Origin of the sequence: Amphiplicatus metriothermophilus, from assembly GCF_900199215.1 — a bacterium.
GTDB classification, from domain to species: Bacteria; Pseudomonadota; Alphaproteobacteria; order Caulobacterales; family Parvularculaceae; genus Amphiplicatus; species Amphiplicatus metriothermophilus.
Genome location: NZ_FZQA01000001.1, coordinates 736,256 through 757,233, shown reverse-complemented (window position 1 = coordinate 757,233; position 20,978 = coordinate 736,256). Strand labels below are relative to the sequence as shown.

Sequence of the window (20,978 nt, the reverse complement as noted above, 5' to 3'; positions counted from 1 at the left end):
CGCCTGCGGCCGGCTCCCTCCTTCCTCAGCGATGGGAGGGGCGGGGGGAGATCCCCGAAAAAGGCGCCGGCGGCGAACCCGTTATCCATTCACGCCTTTCATCTGCGCCAGCGCGAAGGCCGCGCCGGCATGGCCGCGGCGGGCCGCTTCGGCGCACCAGCCGCGCGCGGCCGTCTCGTCGGCGGGAACGGCTTCGCCGCGCGCATAGATTTCGCACAGCCGGAAAGCGGCCTCGGCCGATTTCGGATAGGCGGCGTTTTCTTTCCGCGCCACGATCTTCAGCCAGCGGACGGCTTCTTCCGCGGAGGGATCGACGCCTTCGCCCGTCTCATGCCGGCGCACGAGCCGCCAGGCGGCCACCGGATCGCCGGCTTCAGCCAGCGCCGTCTCGATCGCGATCATGTCGGCCAGGCTCGGCGCGTTCGGCCCGCCCGCCCGACGCAGGCGTTCGAGCGCGACGAGCGCCGGATAATCGCCGTCGAGCGCGGCCCGGCGCAGCAGATAGACCGCGCGCGCCGGCTCGTTTTCCGCCAGAAGCGCGAGGCCCGCCTTGCGCAGGGCGCGCGGGCTCCCGTCTTCGCCGGCGGCGGGCGCGGGGACGGGGACGGCGGCCGCGTCCGATCCGGCGCGGCCCGAACCAGCGGCGAGAAGCGCGGCGGCGGCCGCGGCGACGGCGATCCAGCGTTTCAAGCGAAGCCTCCGCTGCGCTGCACAATTCCCTTCAGCGCGCCTTCATACGTCTTCCGCCATCGATTTCAACCGGTAAAGCGATTCGAGCGCCTGGCGCGGCGTGAGATCGTCGGGATCGAGCGCGGCCAGCGCGTCGAGAAGCGCGGCGGCCCGTCCGTCGCCGTCCGGCTTCGCCGGCGGGTCGGGCGCGCGCGCTGCGGCGAAAAGCGGCAGCGCGTCGAGGCCGCCGGCCTGGCGGCGCGATTCGAGCAGGCGCAGCACGTCCTCGGCCCGCTTCACGACCGCCGGCGGCAGGCCGGCGAGCCGCGCCACCGCCACCCCGTAGGAGCGGTCCGCGGGCCCCTTCGCCACCTCGTGCAGGAACACCACCTCGCCCTTCCACTCGCGCACGCGCATCGAGACGTTGACGAGGCGCGGCAGGCTTTCCGACAGGGCGGTAAGTTCGTGATAATGGGTCGCGAACAGCCCCCGGCAACGGTTCTTGTCGTGCAGATGCTCGATCGCCGCCCAGGCGATCGCCATGCCGTCGAAGGTGGAGGTGCCGCGCCCGATCTCGTCGAGAATGACGAGGGAGCGCGCGCTCGCCTGATTGAGGATCGCCGCGGTCTCGACCATCTCGACCATGAAGGTCGACCGGCCGCGGGCGAGGTCGTCGGACGCGCCGACGCGCGAGAACACCCGGTCAGCGACGCCGATATGGACCGCGTCCGCCGGCGCGTAGCCCCCGGCCTGGGCGAGGATCGCGATGAGCGCGTTCTGGCGCAGAAAGGTCGACTTGCCGGCCATGTTCGGCCCGGTGACGAGCCACAACAGCGCCCCGGCCTTCTCGCCGTCGCCTTCTTCGTGAAGCGCGCAGTCATTGGCGGCGAAGGCGGGCTCGCCGCGGCGCCGGAGAGCCTGCTCGACCGCCGGATGACGCCCGCCGCGGATTTCGAAAGCGAGACTGGAATCGATCCGGGGACGGACGTAATTCTCCTCGCGGGCGAGGGTCGCGAAGCTCGCCGCCACGTCGAGCGCCGCCGCCGCGTCGGCCGCCGCGCCGATCGCGTCCGCCGCAGCCAGAACCTCGCCGGCGAGCCGGTCGAACAGTTCGAGCTCGCGCGCGAGCGCTTCGTCGCGGGCCCGCGCGATGCGCGCGTCGAGATCGGCAAGCTCGGCGGTGGTGAAGCGCGCCGCGCTGGCGAGCGTCTGGCGGTGGATGAAAGTCGCGTCGAAGGGCGCGCGCATCAGCCGGTCGGCCTGGCCCGGCGGGGTCTCGACGAAATAGCCGAGCACGTTGTTGTGCCGGATCTTCAGCGACTTGATTTCCGTTTCCGTACGGTATTTCGCTTCGAGCCCGGCTATCACCCGGCGCGATTCGTCGCGCAGGACCCGCGCCGAATCGAGGCCGGGATCGAAGCCCGGCGCGATGAAGCCGCCCTCGCGCGCGAGCGCCGGCGGCTCGCCGACGAGGGCTTCCTCCAGGAGGCGCGCGAGGGCGGAAAAGCCTCCCTTCCCGCGCGCGTCGAGCGCGCCGGCGGCCTCCTTCAGCGCCTCGGGCAGGCCTCCCGCGGCGCGGTCCGTCTCGTCGAGAAGGCGCGCGAGCGCGGCCGCCGCGGCGAGCCCGTCGCGGATCGCGGCGAGGTCGCGCGGGCTCCCCCGCCCGAGGGACAGCCGCGACAGGGCGCGGGCGAGATCGGGCATGCGCCGCAGCGTCTCGCGCAAGTCTTCGCGCCGGCGGTCGTCGGCGGCGAGCGCGGCGACGGCGTCGAGCCGGCGGTCGATGGCGGCCGGGTCGGTCAGCGGCGCGGACAGGCGCTGGGCGAGCAGGCGCGCGCCCGGCCCCGTGACCGTGCGGTCGACGGCGTGAAGCAGCGAGCCTTCGCGGGTTCCCGCCTGGTTTTCCAGAAGCTCCAGCGAGGCGCGCGTCGCCTGGTCGATGGTCATGACGGCCGCCCGCTCGGCCCGGCGCGGCGGGCGCAGGGCGGGCATCCGCCCGACCTGGGTGAGCTCCACATAGGCGACGAGCGCGCCGAGGGCGGCGATCTCGGCCCGCCCGAACGCGCCGAAGGCCTCGAGCGAGGCGACCTTGAACAGCGCGCAAAGGCGGCGCTCGCCGGCGCGGCTGTCGAAAAGCTGCGCCGGCTGGCGGGCGAGCGCCACGCCGTCCCCGAGCTCGGCGGCGAGCGCGCGCCATTCGTCCGTATCGGCGTTGTTGTCGGGAACGATCAGCTCGGCGAGCGACAGCGCGGCGGCGTGCAGGCGCGCCTCCTCGAGGCTGGTGGCGCGCACGTAAAGCTCGCCGGTCGAGACATCCGTCCAGGCGAGCGCGGCCTCCGCCCCGCCGCGCAGCACGGCGAGCGCGCCGAGATGATTGCTGCGCGCCGCGTCGAGCAGGGAGTCCTCGGTCAGCGTGCCGGGCGTGACGAGGCGCACGATCTCGCGGCGCACGACCGCTTTCGCGCCGCGCTTTTTCGCCTCGGCCGGGTCTTCGGTCTGCTCGCAGATCGCGACCTTGAAGCCCTTGCGGATGAGCCGGGCGAGATAGCTTTCATAGGCGTGGACGGGCACCCCGCACATGGGGATGTCCTCGCCCGCATGCTTGCCGCGCCGGGTGAGCGCGATGTCGAGGGCGGCGGCGGCCTTCGCCGCGTCGTCGAAGAAGAGCTCGTAGAAGTCGCCCATCCGGTAGAACAGCAGCGCGTCGCCCGCCTGGCGCTTGATGGCGAGATACTGCGCCATCATGGGCGTGGCGGCGGCGGCGTTCGGCGTGTCGGGCGCGGATGCGTCCATGAGGGCGGGTCCGACGGTCTGGCGGCGGCCGGCGCGCCGCGCCGGCGCGCCCCTTATAAGGATCATGCAGGGGATTCGAAAACCGTGCGAACCGATTCAATATCCCCAGGCGCCGCCGCGCGCGCGGGGGCGCCGGCTGCGCGGTTCGCCTGTCCCGCCCGCCCCCTCCTTGACGATTTGTTTCCTATAGGATACATATATGCGTTGGGAAATCCGGAAGACGGAAGTCTTCGCGCGTTGGCTCGACGGGCTGAAGGATCGCAAGGCGCGCGCCGTCATCCTCCGGCGTCTCATGCGCGTCGAGGAAGGGAATTTCGGCGATCACGCGAGCGTCGGCCAGGGCGTCATGGAGCTGCGCATTCATTACGGCCCCGGCTACAGGCTCTATTATGTGCGACGGGGAGAATGCGTAATCGTGCTTCTCGCCGGCGGCGACAAGAGCGCGCAGAAGCGCGATATCGCGCTGGCCAGGACGATGGCCGGGGATCTGGACGTCTGACCGATTCGTGCAAGGAGCAATGTCATGACCGTCAAAACGACCCGCTTCGATCCGGCGGACCATCTCAAAACGCCCGAAGACGTCGTCGCCTTTCTCGAAGCGACGATCGAGGAGGACGGCGACGATCCGGAATTCATCGCGCGCGCGCTGGGCGCAGCCGCGCGCGCCAGAGGCATGAGCGAGATCGCCCGCGCGGCCGGGCTCGGGCGCGCCAGCCTTTACAAGGCGCTGTCCGAAGACGGCAATCCGAGCTTCGCGACCGTGACGAAAGTCGCCCGCGCGCTGGGCGTGCGCGTGCGTTTCGAGCCGGCCGCCGGGTGAGGCGGGCGCCCGCCGCGCCGCGCGCGCCGAATCCGACGCTGGAGCCTGCATGACCCGCCGGTCCGCCTTTCTGCAAACGGAGATCGACCTCGGCGACCGCACGGCGCCGGTCGAAGCGCGGGTGAACCGGCGCGCCCGGCGGCTGATCGTCAGGGTCGACCCGGTGCTGGGGCGGGTCCTCGTCACCGCGCCGTCGCGGCGCGCCCTGCCCGAAGCGATCGCCTTCGCCCGCGAGCGCGTCGACTGGATTCGCGCCCGCCTCGCCGAAGGCGCGCCGGCCCGGCCGTTCCGGCCCGGCGGCATCTGCCCCTATCGGGGAATCGCGCACCGGATCGTCAACGCCGGCCCGCCGCGCGCGCCCGTGACGCGCCTGGCCGAGCCGCGACCGCAGCTCGTGGTCGGCGGCGACCCGGCCCATGTGAACCGCCGGCTCGTCGACTGGCTGAAGCGCGAGGCGCGGCGCGTGCTCGCCGAGCGCGCGGATCATTACGCGGCCCGTCTCAGCGTCCGGCGCGGGCCGGCGCGCATTCGCGACACGCGCTCGCGCTGGGGCTCGTGCGCGAGCGACGGGACGCTTTCCTTCTCCTGGCGGCTCATCCTCGCGCCGCCGGCGATTCTCGACTACGTCGCGGCGCACGAATGCGCGCATCTTCTCCATCTCGACCATTCGCCGGCCTTCTGGCGCGCCCTCGCCCGGCTCGACGTGGACGCCGAGGCCGCGCGGGACTGGTTCGCGCGCGAAGGCCCTGCGCTGTTCGCCTGGGGCGCGGAGGCGCCGGCGGACGCCCGGAGCCCCGGCGCGCCGGCGCCCGTCAGCTTTCCCGGCGCAAAAGATCCATGAGCGGATCATCCTTATGCGGATTATTTTCGTCGTCCGGCTCGGGCGCGGCCTCGATCAGCGGCGCGAGGATCGCCGGCGCGCCCAAAGGCGCCGGGCGTCGGGGCGGCGGCTCGACGAGCCGGCTCATCGCCTCGCGCCAGACGATCGCCGGGGCGCGCCCGCCCGTCATGTCGCCCATCGGGGCGTTGTCGTCGCGGCCCATCCAGACCACGGCGGCGAGCCCGCCCGCATGGCCGGCGAACCAGGCGTCGCGGCTCATCTGCGTGGTGCCGGTCTTGCCGGCGACCGCCAGGCCGGGGATCGCCGCGGCGCGCCCGGTGCCCCATTCGACGACGCCCTTCAGCATGGCGTTGAGGCGCGCGACGGCTTCGGGGCTTGCGGCCGCCTCCAGCACCGGCGGCGGACGACGCCAGACGATCTGACCGTCGACAGTCTCTATGCTGACTATCGCGTGAACGGGCGCGCGCGCCCCGCCGTTGGCGAGCGCCGCATAGGCGCCGGCGAGCGCGAGCGGGCTCGTCGCGTCGACGCCGAGCGCCAGCGCCGGGCCCTGCGTGTCGGCGGCAAGGCCCAGCCGGTGCGCGGTCCGGCGCACCGCGGCGCGGCCCGTCGCCTCCTGCACGCGCACCGTCGCGGCGTTGAGCGAGCGGGCGAGCGCTTCGGCGAGCGTGACCTCGCCGTAATAGCGCCCGCGGTAATTGTCCGGCCGCCAGCCTTCGACCGCGACCGGCGCGTCGAGCACGACGTCCTCGGGCCGGAAGCCGGCTTCGAGCGCGGCGAGATAGATCACGGGCTTGAAGGCCGAGCCCGGCTGACGGCGGGCCTTCGCGGCGCGGTTGAACTGGCTCTTGCGGTAGTCGCGCCCGCCGACCATGGCGCGCACCGCGCCGTCGCGATCGACGACGACGGCGGCGACCTGAACGTCCGGCGGGACCGCGCCGAGGGCGAGGCCTGCGGCCAGGCCCGTCTCCAGCGCGGCCTGGGCTTTCGGATCGAATGTCGTCCGTATAAGGAGGTCCGCGTCGATCCCCCGCGCGCGCTCGGCGGCCTCCTGCAGCACGTGATCGACGAAATAGGGCGCGGCGGCGAAGGCGGGCGCGGCGAGCGCGATCGGTCGGGCGCGGGCCCGGGCGGCTTCCTCGGGAGCGAGAAAGCCCGCCTCGACCATGGCGTCGAGCGCAAGCCGGCCGCGCTCGCCCGCGTCATCCGGATTGCGCGTCGGCGAATAGCGCGAGGGCGCCTTCAGGAGGCCGGCGAGCACTGCGGCCTCGCCCAGGTCGAGCGCGGCGGCGGGCTTGCCGAAATAGCGCCGACTCGCCGCGTCGACGCCATAGGCGCCGGCGCCGAAATAAACCCGGTTCAGATAGAGCGTGAGAATTTCGTCCTTGGTGAAGCGATGCTCCAGCCACAGCGCGAGCATCAGCTCCTGCACCTTGCGCTTCACCGTGCGGTCGGCGGAAAGGAACAGGTTCTTCGCCAGCTGCTGGGTGATGGTCGAGCCCCCCTGCACCACCGCGCCTTCGCGCGCGTTGACGAACAGCGCCCGCGCCAGCGAGACCGGATTGAAGCCCCAGTGGTGGTAGAAATTCCGGTCTTCGAGCGCGAGCACGGCCTGCGGCACGTAGGGCGGCAGCTCGGACAGCCGCACCGGCGCGCCGTGGCTTTCGCCTGCGACCGACAGGGGCGAGCCGTCGCGGGCGAGGATGATGACGCGCGGGGCGCGATCGCTGCGCCAAAGGCCGTCCGTGCTCGGAAGGTCGCGGGCGTAAAAAGCCGCCGCCGCGGCGAGCGCGCAAAGGGCGGTGAGAACGAACACTCCCGCGCTCGCCGCATGGCGCAGGATGAGCGCGCGCGCCCGGCGGCCGGCGCGCGCGGCCCGCCGCGCGCGCCTTTTCGGGCGGCGCGCCTTGCGGGCTGTCGCGGCGCGGGCGGGACGGCGGCGGCTCATGGGCCGGACAGTCGGCCGGGATGGTTAACGAGGCGTGAATCCCGCCCTCCGGCGCGCGGTCGGCGGGGCCTGCCGGCGAGGGTGTTCTTTCGCCCGCAATCGGACTAATCTCAAGCAAAACAACGACAAAGGCCCGTGACCACGATCGAGCTCAACCCCCCTCCGCAGGAGGACGACAAGGAGGCCGCGATCATCGCCGGCGCCCGAAAGGCGTTTCTCGCCAAGGGCTTCGACGCGGCCAGCATGGACACGGTGGCGCTGATGGCGGGCGTATCGAAACGCACCGTGTACAACCGGTTCCGCTCCAAGGAGGAGCTGTTCATCGCCGCCATCATGGACACCTGCCGGCGGCTGTTGCCGGTGGACATTGAGGCGATCGAGGCGAGCCTGCCGCCGGAGGAGTTCATCCGGCAGATGGCGCGCCGCTTCCTGCGCGCGATCCTGGAGCCCGAAGCGATCGCGCTGAGGCGCATCGCCACGTTCGAGGCCGGGCGTACGGCGCATCTCGGCCGCGCCTATCTGGAGCATGGCCCGCGCTGGTTGGTGAAGACCTGCGCGCCGATTCTCAAGCGCCTCGCCGAACGCGGCGCGCTGCGCGTCGATGACGCGGAGGGTGCGACCTGGCGGCTCGGCGCGCTCATCACCGAACCGCTTTATACGGAGGTTCTGCTGGGCGATCCGCCGGCCGACATCGAGGCCGCAGTGGATGCGCAGATCGAGTCGGGCCTTTCCGCCTTCATGCGGTTTTATCGCGCCTGAGCGTTCGCCCCTCCCATCGCCGACGCGGCCGTTCGCAATCAGCAAAAAAGAACCGGCGCGGACGGGCCGCACCGGTCTGTCTTGAAAGGTCTGTAGCCTGCGCCGCTTACTGGAAGCTGATGCGCACTTCCGTGCGGCGGTTAAGCGGCTCGCGCACGCCGTCCGGCGTCGGCTTGGCCGGCCGGTCTTCGCCGAGCGCCGAGACCTGGATGCGATTCGCGGGCACGCCGTTGGCGATCAGCGCGTCGCGCACGACATTCGCCCGGCGCTGCGACAGGGCCTGGTTGTAGGCGGACGAACCGGAGCGGTCCGTATGGCCTTCGACCATCACCACGTCGATATCGTTCGCGAGCGCGCGCTGGGCGGCCTCGCGCACGAGCGCGGCGGCCTCCGGCGTCAGGTTCGACTTGTCGTAGTCGAAATAGACGACGAACTCGACCGGCTCGAGAATCGCCTGCTGCCGTTCGACGAGCTGCGGCGGGCATTCGGCCGTGACCGGCACGCTCGAGCCGTCCCAGCAGTCCTTGTACTGCACGGGGACGGGCTTGGGCTGCGCGGCGCCGAAGTTCCAACGCAAGCCGGCGAAGAGATTATGCGATTGGTTTTCATGGTGGATGAAAGCGCCGACGCCGGTGCCGCTGGCGTCGAACTTGTTTTCCGTGGTCCCGAAATAGCGATAGGACACGTCGAAGGAAAGATTTTCAGCGAGCGCGAAAGCGAGCCCGGCGATGCCCTGATAGGCTAACCGCGTGGAGCTGTCGTCGATCAGGATCGTGCCGGCCGGGCTCGATCCGTTGAAATTCGCTTCAGAGACCGCGCCGCCGACGCCCACGCCAAGATAGGGCGTGACCCGATCCGAACCGAAATCGAAATCACGCACCAAGTTGGCCATGATGGCGTAGGATTGCAACTCGCCGCTGAGCGCGCCGCCAGACCAGCCGGCGAAGCCGAGGCCGTCGCCGGCGAAATGGCGAACGTCATGGCTGCGGTAAGAGAATTCGAGCTCCGTGCGCCAGTTGTTGCCGTAGGCGTACCCGAGCGCCGTGTAGACGCCGATGCCGTTGTCGTAATCGGCCTCGCTGTCCCACACGCCGGGCGACTCCACGTCGCGATCGGGCTGCATATAGCTGAGGCCCGCGCCGACGGCGCCGTAAAGGCCTTCATAAGCGTTCGCCGCAGGCGCGATGGCGACAGCGGAAACCGCGGCGAACAAGACGGATTTGAGCTTCATGAGTCCCCTCCTCAGGTGAAACCGCCGGGATCGCCGCCAAGCTGAAGGCGCGGCCCCGCTCTCAGGAATTCCCTAGCCGATCAGCCTGCAACTTTACAGCGATCTTCCCCGAAATTCCAACCTTCAGATAATAGTCAGTTAACGATGTTGCATCAACGCATCGCCTGGCTGAGAATGAGCGCCCAAGCGTTCGGGCGGCCGTCAAGGGCCGCCTTTCGGCCTGCGCGACCCCCCGCGACCAGGAGACCGTCATGCGCCCGGTGCAATCCGCGATCTTTGCGGCAGGATTATGGTTGCAAGCAGTTTCTTTCGCGGCCGCGGCCCCGCCCGACGAACACGCCGCCCTTCTTCATGAGCTGGCGGGCGAGGCATCCGCCGAGCGCATCGAGGCCGACATACGCGCCCTGGTCGGGTTCGGCACCCGGCACACCCTGTCTGAGACCGAATCCGACACGCGCGGGATCGGCGCGGCCCGCCGCTGGGTGAAGGCGCAGTTCGAGGAAATCGCCCGCGACTGCGGGGGCTGTCTGGAAGTGATCACCGTAAGCGACTTCGTGGAGGGCGAGCCGCGCATCCCCGAGCGCGCCGAGGTGGTCAACGTGGTCGCCATCCAGCGCGGCCGGCTTGACCCCGACCGGATCGTGATGATGACCGGCGACATCGACAGCCGGGTGAGCGATCCCCTCGACGGCGTCTCCGACAGCCCCGGCGCCAACGACAACGCCTCCGGCCTCGCAGGCGTCATCGAAGCCGCGCGCGTGCTCTCCAAACGCCGCTTCGCCGGCACCATCGTCTACGCCGGGCTGTCCGGCGAGGAGCAAGGGCTGTTTGGCGGCAAGATCCTCGCCGACTACGCGCTGAAGAACGGCTGGCGGATCAAGGCCGTCCTCAACAACGACATGATCGGCAATATCGAGGGGATCGACGGCGTCATCGACAATTCGACGGCGCGCGTCTTCTCCGAAGGCGTGCGCGCGGTCGAAACGCCCGAAGAAGCGCGCCTGCGCCGCTTCACCGGCGGCGAGGTCGACTCGCCCTCGCGCAATCTCGCCCGCTATATCGATCGGCTGGCGGACGAATATATCCCCAATCTCGACGTGATGATGGTCTACCGGCTCGACCGCTTCGCGCGGGGCGGCCATCACCGGCCTTTCAACGATGTCGGCATTCCCGGCGTGCGCATCATGGAGACGCACGAGCATTACGACCGCCAGCATCAGGACCTGCGGGTCGAGAACGGGCGGCGTTACGGCGACGTGATTGAAGGGGTGAATTTCGACTACGCAAGAAAGCTCACCGCGCTCAACATCGTCGCGCTGGCGGCGATGGCCTCGGCCCCGCCTTTTCCGGCGGGCGTGACCATAGAAGGCGCGGTCTCGCCCTCGACGACGCTCAAATGGAAGCGGCCGACGGGACGCGCGGCGCGCAATCTCGCCGGCTACCGCGTCTACTGGCGGCTGACCGATTCGCCGCAATGGACCTGGAGCCGCTATGTCGGCGACGTCGACCAGGCGACGCTCGAGAACATCGTCATCGACAACTACTATTTCGGCGTCGCTTCGGTCGCCAGGGACGGGGCGGAAAGCCCGGTGGTCTTTCCCGGCCCCGCCGGCGATTTCGGCGACTGAGTCGGTCCGACGGCGCGCGTTCGCGTTGCGTCGTCCGAAAAGTTGTCATAGCTTCCCCGCCAGACGGAGCCTCCTTAGCCGGAGGAGAATAGGGAACGCGGTGAAAATCCGCGGCTGTGCCCGCAACTGTAAGCGGCGAGTCCTTTCGCACTGAAGCCACTGAAGCGGCCGCTTCGGGAAGGCGCGAAAAGGGCGGCGACCCGCGAGCCAGGAGACCTGCCGTCGCGTCGTCTCTTTCGCGGCCGGGACCAGCCGGCGAAAGCGGACGGGGGCGCGCCGCGCGCGCGTCCTGCGCATGTCCGACATGGCGACATCCCTGTAGCCCTGGAGGAGTCATGCGCCATGCAGAACCCGTTTTCCATCTCCCACGCAACCGCCGTCATTCGCACCCTGATCGCCGGAGCGGGCTGCCTCGCCGCCCTGACCGGTCCGGCGGCGGGCGAAGAAAGCCGCCCCGCCGAGGATGAGATCGTCGTCATCGCCACGAAAAGTCCGCTGCCGGCGTCGGAAACCGGCGCCAGCGTGACGGTGATCGACGCGGCGGAGATCGAGACGCGGCAGTATCAGTTCGTCGCCGACGCGCTCGCCGACGCGGCCGGCCTTTCGATCGCGCGCAACGGCGCGTTCGGCGGCCAGGCGGCCTTGCGCATTCGCGGCGAGGCGAGCGGGCGCACCCTCGTCATGATCGACGGCGTCGTCGTCAACGACCCGGCCGCGCCAGGCGGCGGGTTCAATTTCGGCGATCTCGACGTCGCCGACATCGCGCGCATCGAGATCCTGCGCGGGCCGCAGAGCATTCTCTACGGCTCGGAGGCCATTGGCGGCGTCGTCGCGATCACGACCCGCCGCGGCGCCGGCGCCCCTTCGCTCAATGCTTTTGTCGAAGGCGGCTCCTTCGCGACCTTTCGGGGCGGGGCGGGCCTTACCGGCGCGGGAAGCAGGCTCGATTACGGCCTTACCGTCTCCGGCCTGACGACCGACGGAGTCAGCCGCGCCGACGAAGCGGACGGCGCGCGCGAGGCCGACGGGCTCGAGCGCTATACGGCGAGCGCCAATCTCGGCGCCGATCTCGCCGAAAATTTCCGTCTGGAAAGCTCGCTGCGTTACAATCACGCCCTGACCGAGTTCGACGGCTTTCCGCCCCCGGACTTTACGCTCGCCGACACCGACGACGTCGAGGAGTCGGAGTCCGTGCTCGCCGCCGGGCGCGCGATTCTGACGCTGTTCGACGGCAGGTCCGAGAATATCGCCAGCATCGGCTATCACCGCATCGAGCGGGAGAACCGGCTCGGCGAAATGACGACTTTCGAATCGCGCGGCGGCCGGATCTCGGCGGAATATCTCGCGCGCATCCGTTTTTCGGAACGCCTTTCGCTCGTCGCTGGAGCAAAGAGCGAGCGCACGCGCATCGACACGGCCGAGGCCGACGAGGACGTCGTCGTCAACAGCGTCTACGGCCTCGTCGCCGTCAAGCCCGTCGCGCCGCTCACCGTCACCGCCGGCGCGCGCCATGACGATCACGAAACCTTCGGAGGCGAGACTACCGCGCGCGTGACCGCCGCCTACGCGGTCGAGGCGGCCGACCTTACGCTTCGCGGAAGCTGGGGCGAGGGCTTCGCCGCGCCGACGCTGTTCCAGCTCAATTTCGTCTGCTGCGGCGGGACGGCGCCGAATCGCGACCTGAGGCCGGAGACGTCGACCGGCTGGGAGGCCGGCTTCGACAAGCGCTTCGGCGCGCTTGCGACGTTGCGCGCGACCTATTTCCGCCAGCGGACGGAAAACCAGATCGACTTCGACTTTTTCAGCGGCGCCTTTGTCAATCTCGACGAAACCCTGCGGCGCGGGGTCGAGGCCGAGCTCGCCCTGAGGCCCCTTTCCGCGCTCGACCTTCATGTCGCCTACGCCTTCGTCAAGGGCGAGAACGAACAGACCGGCGCGCCGCTGTTGCGCCAGCCGCGCCACGCCGCAACGGCGAGCGCCGACTGGCGGGCGACGGCCGCGCTGAGCCTCGGCGCGACGCTTCGCTATAACGGCGAGGAGAACGACATCGGCGGGATCGTCGACGATTTCGTCCGGGTCGATCTGCGCGGCGCTTACGCCGTCAACGAGAAAATCGAGCTTTACGCCCGGCTGGAGAACGCCTTCGATGCGCAGTACCAGGACGTTCTCGGCTTCGGCGAGCCGGGGATCGCCGTCTTCGGCGGCGTGAGGGCACGGCTATGAGCGCGCGCGCGGGCGTCTTCGCGCTTTTTCTTTGCGCGGCGGCGTCGGCCGCCGCGCAGGCAGGCCCGCGCGCCGTCTCGCTCGATTATTGCGCAGACCAGTTTCTGATCGCGCTCGCCGACCCGGATCAGATCGCCGGCGTCTCGCCGGGCGCGACCGGCGATTACGCCTATCTGCGCGAAGCGGCGCGCGGCCTGCCGCAGCTTCGTCCCGCCGCCGAGGAGATATTGCCGCGCCGGCCAGACGTCGTCCTTCGCTTCTGGGGCGGCGCCCCGCGGCTGGCGGAAACCCTGGAGCGCGCCGGCGCGCGGGTCGTCACCCTTTCCTACACGACCGACTTCGATACGGTGCGCGCGAATATCCGTATGGCGGCGGACGCTTTGGAGCAGCGCGCGCGCGGCGAAGCGCTGATCGCGGAGCTCGATAAAAGACTCGCCGCGCTCGCACAGCGTAAAACCACCGCGCCGACCGCGCTTTACGTCACCCCGGGCGGCGTCACCGCCGGCGCCGGGACGATGGTCGACGCGATTTTCGCCGCCGCGGGCGTGAGAAACGCCGCCGCCGCGGCGGGCCTTTCCGGCTGGCCGCCCCTGCCGGCCGAGACGCTGGTTCTCGACCCGCCGGGAGCGATCGTCACGGGCTTTTTCACCCTCGCCAGCGAACGCGCGAGCAACTGGTCGGCGGCGCGCCATCCCGCCTTTCGGGCGGTCTTCGAGCAGGCGCGGGTCGTTCATCTGCCTGCGGACCTCTTGAGCTGCCCGGCATGGTTCTCTGTCGAAGCCGCCGAACGCATCGCCGCCGGCCTTGGGGTCGCCGGAGGGCGTCATGCCGCCGAGTGACCTGTCCGCGCTGTCGCGCGCCGCTTTTCCTGCAACGGCGCTGCTCGCGGGCGCGGGCGCGACGGTCATCGTCGTCTCCTGTCTCTTCGGCCCGGCGCCCATTGGCGTCGGCGCGGCGCTCGCCGGGCTGGTCGGCGCGGGCGATCCGGCGATCGTCCTCGTGGCGCAGGAAGTGCGCTTGCCGCGCGCGCTTGCGGCCTGGCTCGCCGGCGCGGCGCTCGGCGCGGCGGGGGCGGGCCTGCAGGGGCTGCTGCGCAATCCGCTCGCCGATCCGGGCGTTCTGGGCGTGTCGGCGGCGGCGGCCCTCGGCGCAGTGATCGCCATCTACTTCAATCTCGCCGCGCTCGCCTTCTGGATGACGCCGCTCGCCTCGATCCTGTTCGCGCTGGGCGCGACGGGACTGCTTTACATCCTCGGCGCCGGACGCGTTTCGACGGCGCGGCTCATTCTCGTCGGCGTCGGCATTTCCTCTTTCTGCGGCGCGCTCACCGCGCTCGTCATGAATCTCGCGCCCAATCCCTTCGTGCTCACCGATCTCGTCTCCTGGCTGTTCGGCTCGGTCGCCAATCGCAGCTTTCCGGACCTCGCGCTCGCCGCGCCGTTTCTCGCCGCCGGCCTCGCCATGCTGCTCCTCGCCGCGCCGGGCCTGCGCGCGCTGACGCTGGGCGAAGAGGCCGCTTTCAGCCTCGGCGCGGATCTTCCCCGGCTCCGTTTGCTGACGATCGCCGGCGCCGCGCTGATGGTCGGGGCGAGCGTATCGATCGCCGGCGCGATTGGGTTCGTCGGCGTCGTCGCGCCGCATCTGGCGCGACCCTTCGTCGGCCACGACCCGGCGCGCGCGATCATTCCGGCCGCGCTCGTCGGCGGCGCCCTTGTCGCGGCGGCGGATTTCGCCGTGAGGCTCCTGCCCTTCGAGCAGGAGCTCCGGCTCGGCGTCGCCGCCGCGCTGATCGGCGCGCCGGGCTTTGTCTGGATCGCGGCGCGCACGCGGAGGCTCGCCGCATGAGCGCGCGCATCGAAGCCCGCGACCTTCATGTCGGCCGCGACGGCGCGCCGATCCTCAAGGGCGTGTCTTTCGTCGCGGAAGCCGGCGTGTTCGTCGCGCTCGTCGGCCCCAACGGCGCGGGCAAATCGACGCTCTTGCGCGCGCTCATCGGCCTGGAAGAGCCGGACGCGGGCGCGTGCCTGATCGACGGGACGCCGGCGCGCGCGCTTGCGCCGATCGTCCGGGCCCGGCGCGTCGCCTATCTGCCGCAGGCGCGCCCCGTTTACTGGGCGATGCCGGCGGGCGCGATCGTCGCGCTCGGGCGTTTCGCCTACGGCGCGCCGGCGCGCCTTGAGGGCGAGGACGCGGCGGCGGTCGCGCGCGCGCTCGCCGCGTGCGACGTCGCGCATCTGACGGCGCGCCCGGCCCACGCGCTGTCGGGCGGCGAAGCGGCGCGCGTGCATCTGGCGCGCGCCCTGGCCGCCGAGACGCCTGCGCTTCTCGCGGACGAGCCGACCGCCGCGCTCGACCCGCGCCACCAGCTCGCGATCATGCAGACTCTGCGGCGGCGGGCCGACGAGGGCGCGCTGGTCATCGCGGCGCTGCACGACCTCGCGCTCGCGGCGCGATTCTGCACGCGGATCGTCCTTCTAAGCGACGGCGCGATCGCTTCGGACGGCCCGCCCGAGACGGCTCTCGCGCCTGAACGCCTCAAGCAGGTTTTCGGCGTGCGCGCCGCCTTCCTGGGCGAGCCGTCGCGCCCGACTATCGTTTTCGATCTTCCCGAAGCGGATTAATCGTCGGCGGACCCGCCGCCCTTGCGCCAGAGGACTTCCCCCGCGCCAAGGCGCTTCGCCTCGAAGCGCGCGGCGATGAAAAGATAGTCCGACAGCCGGTTGAGATAGGCGAGCGCGGCCGCGCCCGCCTCCTCGCCCGCGAGCAGCCGGACTGCGGCGCGCTCGGCGCGCCGGCACACGGTCCGCGCCACATGCAGCCAGGCGACGAGCGGCGCCCCGCCGGGCAGGATGAACTCCTTGAGCGGGAGCAGGTCTTTGTTGAGCGCGGCGGCCGCTTCGTCCAGCCGCGCGACATGGCGCGGCGAGAGGAGCGGCGCGCCGGGCATGGCGAGCCCGCCGCCGAGATCGAACAGATCGTGCTGCGCGCGCGCGAGCGTCGCGGCGGCCGCTTCGCCCGGCGCATGGGCGAGGACGACGCCGATCCAGCTGTTGAGCTCGTCGATCTCGCCGATCAGGGCGATGCGCGCATCGGTCTTGGAAAGGCGCGTCCCGTCGCCCAGCCCGGTCGTCCCCTTGTCCCCGCGCCGGGTGACGATTTTCGTAAGGCGGTCAGGCATCGGCGCGGCCTCCCATGAAAACGCCCGACGGGATGATACCCGCCGGGCGGCGTCGTCACAAAGCGCGGCGATCAATGCCGGCCGTGCATTCCCTTGTTGAGAAGCGGCGTCAGGACGAGAATGAACACCCCGACCCCGATGCTGATAAGGCCGATCTGCGTATAGACCGACATGACGGCCGACATGTCGAGCTGGCCCGCCTCGACGCCGTGGCCTTCCGCGCCGGTGAGCGAGCTGATCCAGCCCGCGACGTAATTGCCCAGCGCCGTGAACAGGAACCACGTGCCCATCATCATGCCGACGATCTGCGGCACGCTGAGCTTCGTCACCATGGAAAGCCCGACCGGGCTCAGGCAAAGCTCGGCCAAGGTCAGCGCAAGATAGATCAGGATCAGCCAGAAGAAGCTCTTGTTCGTCCCGTCCTCAAGCCCCATGCCCCACGAGAAGACGATATAGCCGAGGCCGATCAGCAGCATGGCGATGCCGAACTTCCCGGGGCTCGTGGGTTCGAGCTTGCGTTTGGCCAGCGCCAGCCACAGCCAGGCGAACACCGGCGCGAACATCACGATGAACAGGGGGTTCATGAACTGAACCTGAGAGGCCTTGAGCTCGATCCCCAGCACGGTGAGATCGAACTGCTGATCCGCGAGCAGAGTCAGACTCGCCGCCTGCTGTTCGAACAAAGCCCAGAACACCGACTGAATGGCGATCAGAAAAGCCGCCACCAGAAGCCTGTCGCGCGCGATGCGGTCGCATTTGGTGAAAGCGTAGAAAATGATGATGGCGAGCATGACGAGGCCGGAGAAACCCAGCAGCCGGCCGACCAGCTCCTGAAACTGCATCATCACCCAGCTGGCGCCCACGAGACCGACGCCCGCGAGATAAATGGCGACCTCTTTATTGACGCCGATAGGCGTCTTTTCTTTCAGCCTTTCCGGGCTCGGCGGCTCCGCCTTGCCTTCGAGCAGCTTCTGCCCGGACAGAAACACCAGAAGGCCGATCAACATGCCGATGCCCGCAAGGCCGAACCCGTAGTTCCAGCCGTAAGTTTCGCCGACATAGCCCACGAGCAGGGTCGCGATCAGCGAGCCGAGATTGATCCCCATGTAGAAGATCGAGAAGCCGCCGTCCCGGCGCGGATCGTCCGGTCCGTACAGCGCGCCGACGATGGTCGAGATGTTCGCCTTCAGGAAGCCGACGCCGGTGATGATAAGGGCGAGCGCCAGGAAGAAAATGTTGATGTAGAAATCGTTGCGGACGACGACGTCGCCTTCCACGAAGGCCTGCGGCCCGTGAAACGCCATCAGGCCGTGGCCGGCGACCAGCAGAACGGCGCCGTAAGTCACCGCCTTGCGCTGGCCGAGATAGCGGTCTGCGAAATAGCCGCCGAGAATGGGCATCATATAAACGAGGCCCGCATAGGCGCCGTAGATGAGACTCGCCTCGCCGGCGGTGAACAGGTGGTACTTCGTCAGATAGAGCACGAGGATCGTGCGCATGCCGTAGTAGGAGAAACGCTCCCACATCTCCGTGAAAAAGCAGACCGCCAGTCCGCGCGGATGACCGAACCAGGTCTTTCGCTCGGCGCCGGCCCCCGGCGTTGCAACTGCTTCCGTCATGATCCCTCCGCTTGCGGCGCCGCCCCCGTGCGCCAGTCCCGGGGCTTTCAGCCCCTTTCGGTTATGAAAATCCGCGGCCATGCCGCGGGTTGAGCGGCGACTTTAGGCCGGGTTTCTTCTGAAAATCCAGAGCCTTGGCCGTTCACGCCCGGCGGCCTGAAAGCCGCGCGCGCGCCTTTTCGGCCCCGATAAGGGGAAATAGCTGCGCCATTTCAGGCCCGCGCGCTTCGCCGGTCAGCGCCAGCCGCAGCGGCATGAAGAGTTTTTTGCCCTTCGCGCCGGTCCTTTCCTGGACCCGCGCGACGAAATCGTCCCAGCTCGCGCCGTCGAGCGGGTCGTCGGGAACGAGCCCGGCGGCCTCACGCGTCAGCGTTTCGTCCTCGATGACCGGGTCGATTTCGCCTTCGACAATGTCGCGCCACCGCGCCGCCTCGGACAGGCGCGCGATATTGCCTTTGACCGCCTCCCATACGGGTTTGGAGACGCCGAACGCGGCCAGCCGGTCGGCGACCGCCTCATAGGGCGCGGCGTGCAGGATCTTCGCGTTGAGGGCGTCGAGATCGGCCGGGTCGAACCGCGCCGGCGCGCGGCCGAGCCGGGCGAAATCGAATCCCGCGGCCAGCGCCATGAGGTCGCGCTCGGGCGTCACCGGATCGGCGGTGCCGAGCCGGGCGAGCAGGCTCGTGATCGCCGCCGGCTCGAGTCCGTCCTCGCGCATCGCCTCGATCGACAGGGCGCCGAGCCGCTTCGAAAGGCCCTGCCCGTCGGCCCCGACGAGCAGCGAGTGATGGGCGAAAGCCGGGACCGCCCCCTTTCCCCGCGCCTCGATCACGGCCTGCATGATCTCGATCTGCACCGCGGCGTTGGTCACGTGATCCTCGCCGCGGATGACGTGGGTTATCCCCATGTCGACGTCGTCGATGCAGCTCGGCAGCGTATAGAGATAGACCCCGTCCTCGCGGACGAGCACCGGGTCGGACACGCTCGCGGTGTCGACCGTCGTCTCGCCGCGGATGAGGTCGTTCCAGGAAACCGGCTTCTGGGAAAGCCTGAACCGCCAGTGCGGCCGACGGCCTTCTCTCTCGAAGGCGCTGATCTGCTCGTCCGTGTACTGAAGCGCGGCGCGGTCGTAGACCGGGGGAAGCCCGCGCGCGCGCTGCAGGCGGCGCTTGCGCTCCAGCTCCTCCGGCGTCTCGTAGCAGGGATAAAGCAGGCCCCGCTTTCGCAGGATTTCCGCCACCGCGTCATATTCGCCGAAGCGCTCGGACTGGCGGAAAGTCTCGTCCCAGAACAGGCCGAGCCATTCGAGATCGCGCTTGATCCCTTCCTCATAGGCCCTAGTCGAGCGCTCCCGGTCGGTGTCGTCGATGCGCAGGATGAACCTGCCGCCCTCCTTGCGGGCGAACAGCCAGTTCCACAGGGCGGCGCGGACATTGCCCACATGCAGCTTGCCGGTGGGCGACGGCGCGAAACGGACGATGACGGTCATGGGCTCAGATTACCTGTCGATCCGGAAAGCGCGAGCAGTTACGCGCTCGCCGCGGCGGCGTCAAACGAGGGGCGCGTCGCGGTCGCGCCAGCCGTTGGTGATGGGATAGCGCCGGTCGCGGCCGAAATTGACCGCCGTGACTTTGGGGCCCGGCGGAGCCTGCCGGCGCTTGTATTCGGCGACATAGAGCATGTGCTCGATTCGGCGCACGGTCGCTTCGTCGTATCCTTCGGCGACGATGTCGCGCACCGCCATCTCCTTCTCGACCAGGCGTTCGAGGATCGGGTCCAGCGCGTCATAGGGCGGCAGGCTGTCCTGGTCGGTCTGGCCGGCGCGCAGCTCCGCCGAGGGGGCCTTGGTCAGGATGCGCTCCGGGATGACGAGCCCCGCAGGCCCCTTGAGCCCCGCCGGCGCGCGGGCGTTGCGCCAGCGCGCGAGCGCGTAGACTTCCGTCTTGTAAATGTCCTTGAGCGGATTGTAGCCGCCGTTCATGTCGCCGTAGAGCGTAGCGTAGCCGACCGACATCTCCGATTTGTTGCCGGTCGTGAGCACCATCCAGCCGGACTTGTTCGACAGCGCCATCAGAAGCACGCCGCGGATGCGCGACTGGATGTTCTCCTCCGTCGCGTCGCGCGGCAGGTTGCGGAAGACGGGGGCGAGCATCTGCTCGAAAGCGGCGACCGCCGGCTCGATGGGGATCGTCTCATACGAGACGCCGAGCATCGCGGCGCACTCTTCCGCGTCCTGAAGGCTCTCTTTCGACGTGAACCGCGAAGGCATCATCACGCAGCGCACCCGCTCGGGCCCCAGCGCGTCGACGGCGATCGCCGCGGTCAGCGCGGAGTCTACGCCGCCCGAAAGGCCGATGACGACGCCGGGAAAGCGGTTCTTTTCGATATAATCGCGCGCGCCCAGCACGACGGCCCGATAGACCATCTCCTCGCCGCCGATCCAGCGCGCCTTCGGCCCGTCCGCGCAGATCCAGCGCGACGCTTCCCTGCGCCATTCGGTAAGGAAGACCCCTTCCTCGAACTGCGGCGCGCGAAAGACGACCTCGCCATGCGCGTCCATGACGAACGCCGCGCCTTCGAACACGACCTCGTCCTGGCCCGCGAGCTGGTTGACGAAAACAAGGGGCCGGCCGGTCGCCCGGCAGCGCGCCCGCGCCGCCGCCGTGCGCTCGGCGAGCGCCGTCTTCCGGAAGGGCGAGCCATGGGGGACGATGAAGAAATCGGCGCCCGCCGCAGCCAGCGCTTCGCCCGCGCCCTCGATCCACATGTCCTCGCAGATCATGAGCCCGAGCTTCGCTCCGCGAAATTCCGTTGGCTGAGGAAAGCCGACGGCGGGCTCGAAATGGCGCGGCTCGTCGAATACGCCGTAATTGGGCAGCCGGCATTTGCAGCGCGTCGCCGCGATCAGGCCGCCGTCGAGCAGGAAGGCGGCGTTGTAAGGCTTGTCCGCTTCGTCCGTCTTCCACGGCGCGCCGACGATCATGGCCGGCCCGCCGTCGCCCGTGTCGGCGGCGAGCGCTTCGACGGCCGCCCGGCAGGCGCGCTGATAGGCGGGCTTGCGAACCAGATCCTCGGGCGGATAGCCCGACACGCACAGCTCGCAATAGACGACGAGATCGGCGCCGAGCGCCGCCGCTTCGGCGCGCGCGCGGCGGATGCGCGCGACATTGCCCGCCACGTCGCCGACGACGGGGGCGATCTGGGCGATGGCGATGGAAAGCCGCTCGGTCACGCCCGGGGGTTTACGCCGGCCGCCGCAGGCCGGCAAG

Annotated in this window: 17 protein-coding genes and 1 riboswitch; of the genes, 9 read left to right on the top strand and 8 right to left on the bottom strand. The window is 69.8% G+C overall.

Translation table 11 applies throughout. The features are described 5' to 3' along the window. Window positions 1-81: 81 nt before the first annotated feature. Together CHB64_RS03720 and mutS are read right to left on the bottom strand one after the other, a co-directional pair. A complete protein-coding gene (locus CHB64_RS03720) occupies window positions 82-690 on the bottom strand; it encodes an SEL1-like repeat protein (protein ID WP_089411208.1) in 609 nt (202 codons plus the stop codon). Window positions 691-732: 42 nt separating this feature from the next. Continuing rightward, window positions 733-3,462, bottom strand: coding sequence for a DNA mismatch repair protein MutS (gene mutS, locus CHB64_RS03715; RefSeq protein ID WP_089411467.1), 2,730 nt, complete (start codon window positions 3,460-3,462; stop codon window positions 733-735). Window positions 3,463-3,661: 199 nt separating this feature from the next. On the opposite strand from mutS, the gene CHB64_RS03710 reads away from it, so the two are divergent. Genes CHB64_RS03710 through CHB64_RS03700 form a run of 3 tightly spaced genes read left to right on the top strand, consistent with a single transcriptional unit; the run spans window position 3,662 to window position 5,123 of the window. Continuing rightward, window positions 3,662-3,961: a type II toxin-antitoxin system RelE/ParE family toxin gene (locus tag CHB64_RS03710; RefSeq protein ID WP_089411207.1), complete on the top strand. Its 300-nt coding sequence runs from the start codon at window positions 3,662-3,664 to the stop codon at window positions 3,959-3,961. Window positions 3,962-3,985: 24 nt separating this feature from the next. Then, the gene (locus tag CHB64_RS03705) at window positions 3,986-4,282 is read left to right on the top strand and encodes an addiction module antidote protein (protein WP_089411206.1); all 297 of its coding nucleotides are present in this window, start codon (window positions 3,986-3,988) and stop codon (window positions 4,280-4,282) included. 49 nt (window positions 4,283-4,331) lie between these two features. Continuing rightward, window positions 4,332-5,123 (top strand): M48 family metallopeptidase, encoded by a 792-nt coding sequence (locus CHB64_RS03700; protein ID WP_089411205.1) that lies wholly within the window; start codon window positions 4,332-4,334, stop codon window positions 5,121-5,123. Here the strand turns inward: CHB64_RS03700 and CHB64_RS03695 are convergent. Further along, window positions 5,095-7,071, bottom strand: a complete 1,977-nt coding sequence (locus CHB64_RS03695) for a transglycosylase domain-containing protein (protein WP_089411204.1) — start codon at window positions 7,069-7,071, stop codon at window positions 5,095-5,097. The genes CHB64_RS03700 and CHB64_RS03695 overlap by 29 nt on opposite strands. 135 nt (window positions 7,072-7,206) lie before the next feature. Here CHB64_RS03695 and CHB64_RS03690 point away from each other — a divergent pair, with 135 nt between their 5' ends. After that, window positions 7,207-7,830, top strand: a complete 624-nt coding sequence (locus tag CHB64_RS03690) for a TetR/AcrR family transcriptional regulator (protein WP_089411203.1) — start codon at window positions 7,207-7,209, stop codon at window positions 7,828-7,830. Window positions 7,831-7,936: 106 nt separating this feature from the next. Here the strand turns inward: CHB64_RS03690 and CHB64_RS03685 are convergent, their stop codons facing one another. After that, window positions 7,937-9,061, bottom strand: a complete 1,125-nt coding sequence (locus CHB64_RS03685) for an OmpA family protein (protein ID WP_089411202.1) — start codon at window positions 9,059-9,061, stop codon at window positions 7,937-7,939. A 251-nt stretch (window positions 9,062-9,312) separates the two neighbouring features. Between CHB64_RS03685 and CHB64_RS03680 the strand changes: the two genes are divergently transcribed. The 5 genes from CHB64_RS03680 to CHB64_RS03660 all read left to right on the top strand — a co-directional run bounded on the left by CHB64_RS03680 (window position 9,313) and on the right by CHB64_RS03660 (window position 15,533). Then, window positions 9,313-10,689 (top strand): M28 family peptidase, encoded by a 1,377-nt coding sequence (locus tag CHB64_RS03680; protein WP_089411201.1) that lies wholly within the window; start codon window positions 9,313-9,315, stop codon window positions 10,687-10,689. Between the two features lie 47 nt (window positions 10,690-10,736). Continuing rightward, window positions 10,737-10,927, top strand: a riboswitch (cobalamin riboswitch). A gap of 104 nt (window positions 10,928-11,031) precedes the next feature. Beyond that, complete coding sequence (locus tag CHB64_RS03675; RefSeq protein WP_089411200.1) at window positions 11,032-12,912, top strand: TonB-dependent receptor plug domain-containing protein; 1,881 nt, start codon at window positions 11,032-11,034, stop codon at window positions 12,910-12,912. After that, window positions 12,909-13,751, top strand: coding sequence for an ABC transporter substrate-binding protein (locus CHB64_RS03670; RefSeq protein ID WP_089411199.1), 843 nt, complete (start codon window positions 12,909-12,911; stop codon window positions 13,749-13,751). Before CHB64_RS03675 ends, CHB64_RS03670 begins: the two co-directional genes overlap by 4 nt. Next, window positions 13,738-14,757 carry a FecCD family ABC transporter permease gene (locus tag CHB64_RS03665; RefSeq protein WP_089411198.1) on the top strand — a complete coding sequence of 340 codons (1,020 nt, stop codon included), beginning with the start codon at window positions 13,738-13,740 and terminating at the stop codon, window positions 14,755-14,757. Before CHB64_RS03670 ends, CHB64_RS03665 begins: the two co-directional genes overlap by 14 nt. Then, window positions 14,754-15,533 carry an ABC transporter ATP-binding protein gene (locus tag CHB64_RS03660; RefSeq protein WP_089411197.1) on the top strand — a complete coding sequence of 260 codons (780 nt, stop codon included), beginning with the start codon at window positions 14,754-14,756 and terminating at the stop codon, window positions 15,531-15,533. Before CHB64_RS03665 ends, CHB64_RS03660 begins: the two co-directional genes overlap by 4 nt. On the opposite strand, the gene CHB64_RS03655 is transcribed toward CHB64_RS03660, so the two are convergent. The 4 genes from CHB64_RS03655 to CHB64_RS03640 all read right to left on the bottom strand — a co-directional run bounded on the left by CHB64_RS03655 (window position 15,530) and on the right by CHB64_RS03640 (window position 20,941). Continuing rightward, on the bottom strand, window positions 15,530-16,090 hold the full coding sequence (locus tag CHB64_RS03655; protein WP_089411196.1) for a cob(I)yrinic acid a,c-diamide adenosyltransferase: 561 nt from the start codon (window positions 16,088-16,090) through the stop codon (window positions 15,530-15,532). The genes CHB64_RS03660 and CHB64_RS03655 overlap by 4 nt on opposite strands. A 71-nt stretch (window positions 16,091-16,161) precedes the next feature. Next, entirely contained in the window at window positions 16,162-17,709 is a 1,548-nt protein-coding gene (locus tag CHB64_RS03650; RefSeq protein ID WP_089411466.1) for a peptide MFS transporter, read from the bottom strand. Between the two features lie 142 nt (window positions 17,710-17,851). Continuing rightward, window positions 17,852-19,198: a glutamate--tRNA ligase gene (gene gltX / locus CHB64_RS03645; RefSeq protein ID WP_089411195.1), complete on the bottom strand. Its 1,347-nt coding sequence runs from the start codon at window positions 19,196-19,198 to the stop codon at window positions 17,852-17,854. 60 nt (window positions 19,199-19,258) lie between these two features. Next, window positions 19,259-20,941 carry an NAD+ synthase gene (locus tag CHB64_RS03640; protein ID WP_089411194.1) on the bottom strand — a complete coding sequence of 561 codons (1,683 nt, stop codon included), beginning with the start codon at window positions 20,939-20,941 and terminating at the stop codon, window positions 19,259-19,261. Between the last annotated feature and the right edge of the window lie 37 nt (window positions 20,942-20,978).

Bases quoted from the DNA above. Each gene is read 5' to 3' on its own strand.
- CHB64_RS03700 (WP_089411205.1), top strand. From the start codon at position 4,332: ATGACCCGCCGGTCCGCCTTTCTGCAAACGGAGATCGACCTCGGCGAC.
- CHB64_RS03685 (WP_089411202.1), bottom strand. From the start codon at position 9,061: ATGAAGCTCAAATCCGTCTTGTTCGCCGCGGTTTCCGCTGTCGCCATC.
- CHB64_RS03675 (WP_089411200.1), top strand. From the start codon at position 11,032: ATGCAGAACCCGTTTTCCATCTCCCACGCAACCGCCGTCATTCGCACC.
- CHB64_RS03665 (WP_089411198.1), top strand. From the start codon at position 13,738: ATGCCGCCGAGTGACCTGTCCGCGCTGTCGCGCGCCGCTTTTCCTGCA.
- CHB64_RS03650 (WP_089411466.1), bottom strand. From the start codon at position 17,709: ATGACGGAAGCAGTTGCAACGCCGGGGGCCGGCGCCGAGCGAAAGACC.
- CHB64_RS03705 (WP_089411206.1), top strand. From the start codon at position 3,986: ATGACCGTCAAAACGACCCGCTTCGATCCGGCGGACCATCTCAAAACG.
- gltX (WP_089411195.1), bottom strand. From the start codon at position 19,198: ATGACCGTCATCGTCCGTTTCGCGCCGTCGCCCACCGGCAAGCTGCAT.
- CHB64_RS03670 (WP_089411199.1), top strand. From the start codon at position 12,909: ATGAGCGCGCGCGCGGGCGTCTTCGCGCTTTTTCTTTGCGCGGCGGCG.
- CHB64_RS03660 (WP_089411197.1), top strand. From the start codon at position 14,754: ATGAGCGCGCGCATCGAAGCCCGCGACCTTCATGTCGGCCGCGACGGC.
- CHB64_RS03680 (WP_089411201.1), top strand. From the start codon at position 9,313: ATGCGCCCGGTGCAATCCGCGATCTTTGCGGCAGGATTATGGTTGCAA.
- CHB64_RS03695 (WP_089411204.1), bottom strand. From the start codon at position 7,071: ATGAGCCGCCGCCGTCCCGCCCGCGCCGCGACAGCCCGCAAGGCGCGC.
- CHB64_RS03655 (WP_089411196.1), bottom strand. From the start codon at position 16,090: ATGCCTGACCGCCTTACGAAAATCGTCACCCGGCGCGGGGACAAGGGG.
- mutS (WP_089411467.1), bottom strand. From the start codon at position 3,462: ATGGACGCATCCGCGCCCGACACGCCGAACGCCGCCGCCGCCACGCCC.
- CHB64_RS03710 (WP_089411207.1), top strand. From the start codon at position 3,662: ATGCGTTGGGAAATCCGGAAGACGGAAGTCTTCGCGCGTTGGCTCGAC.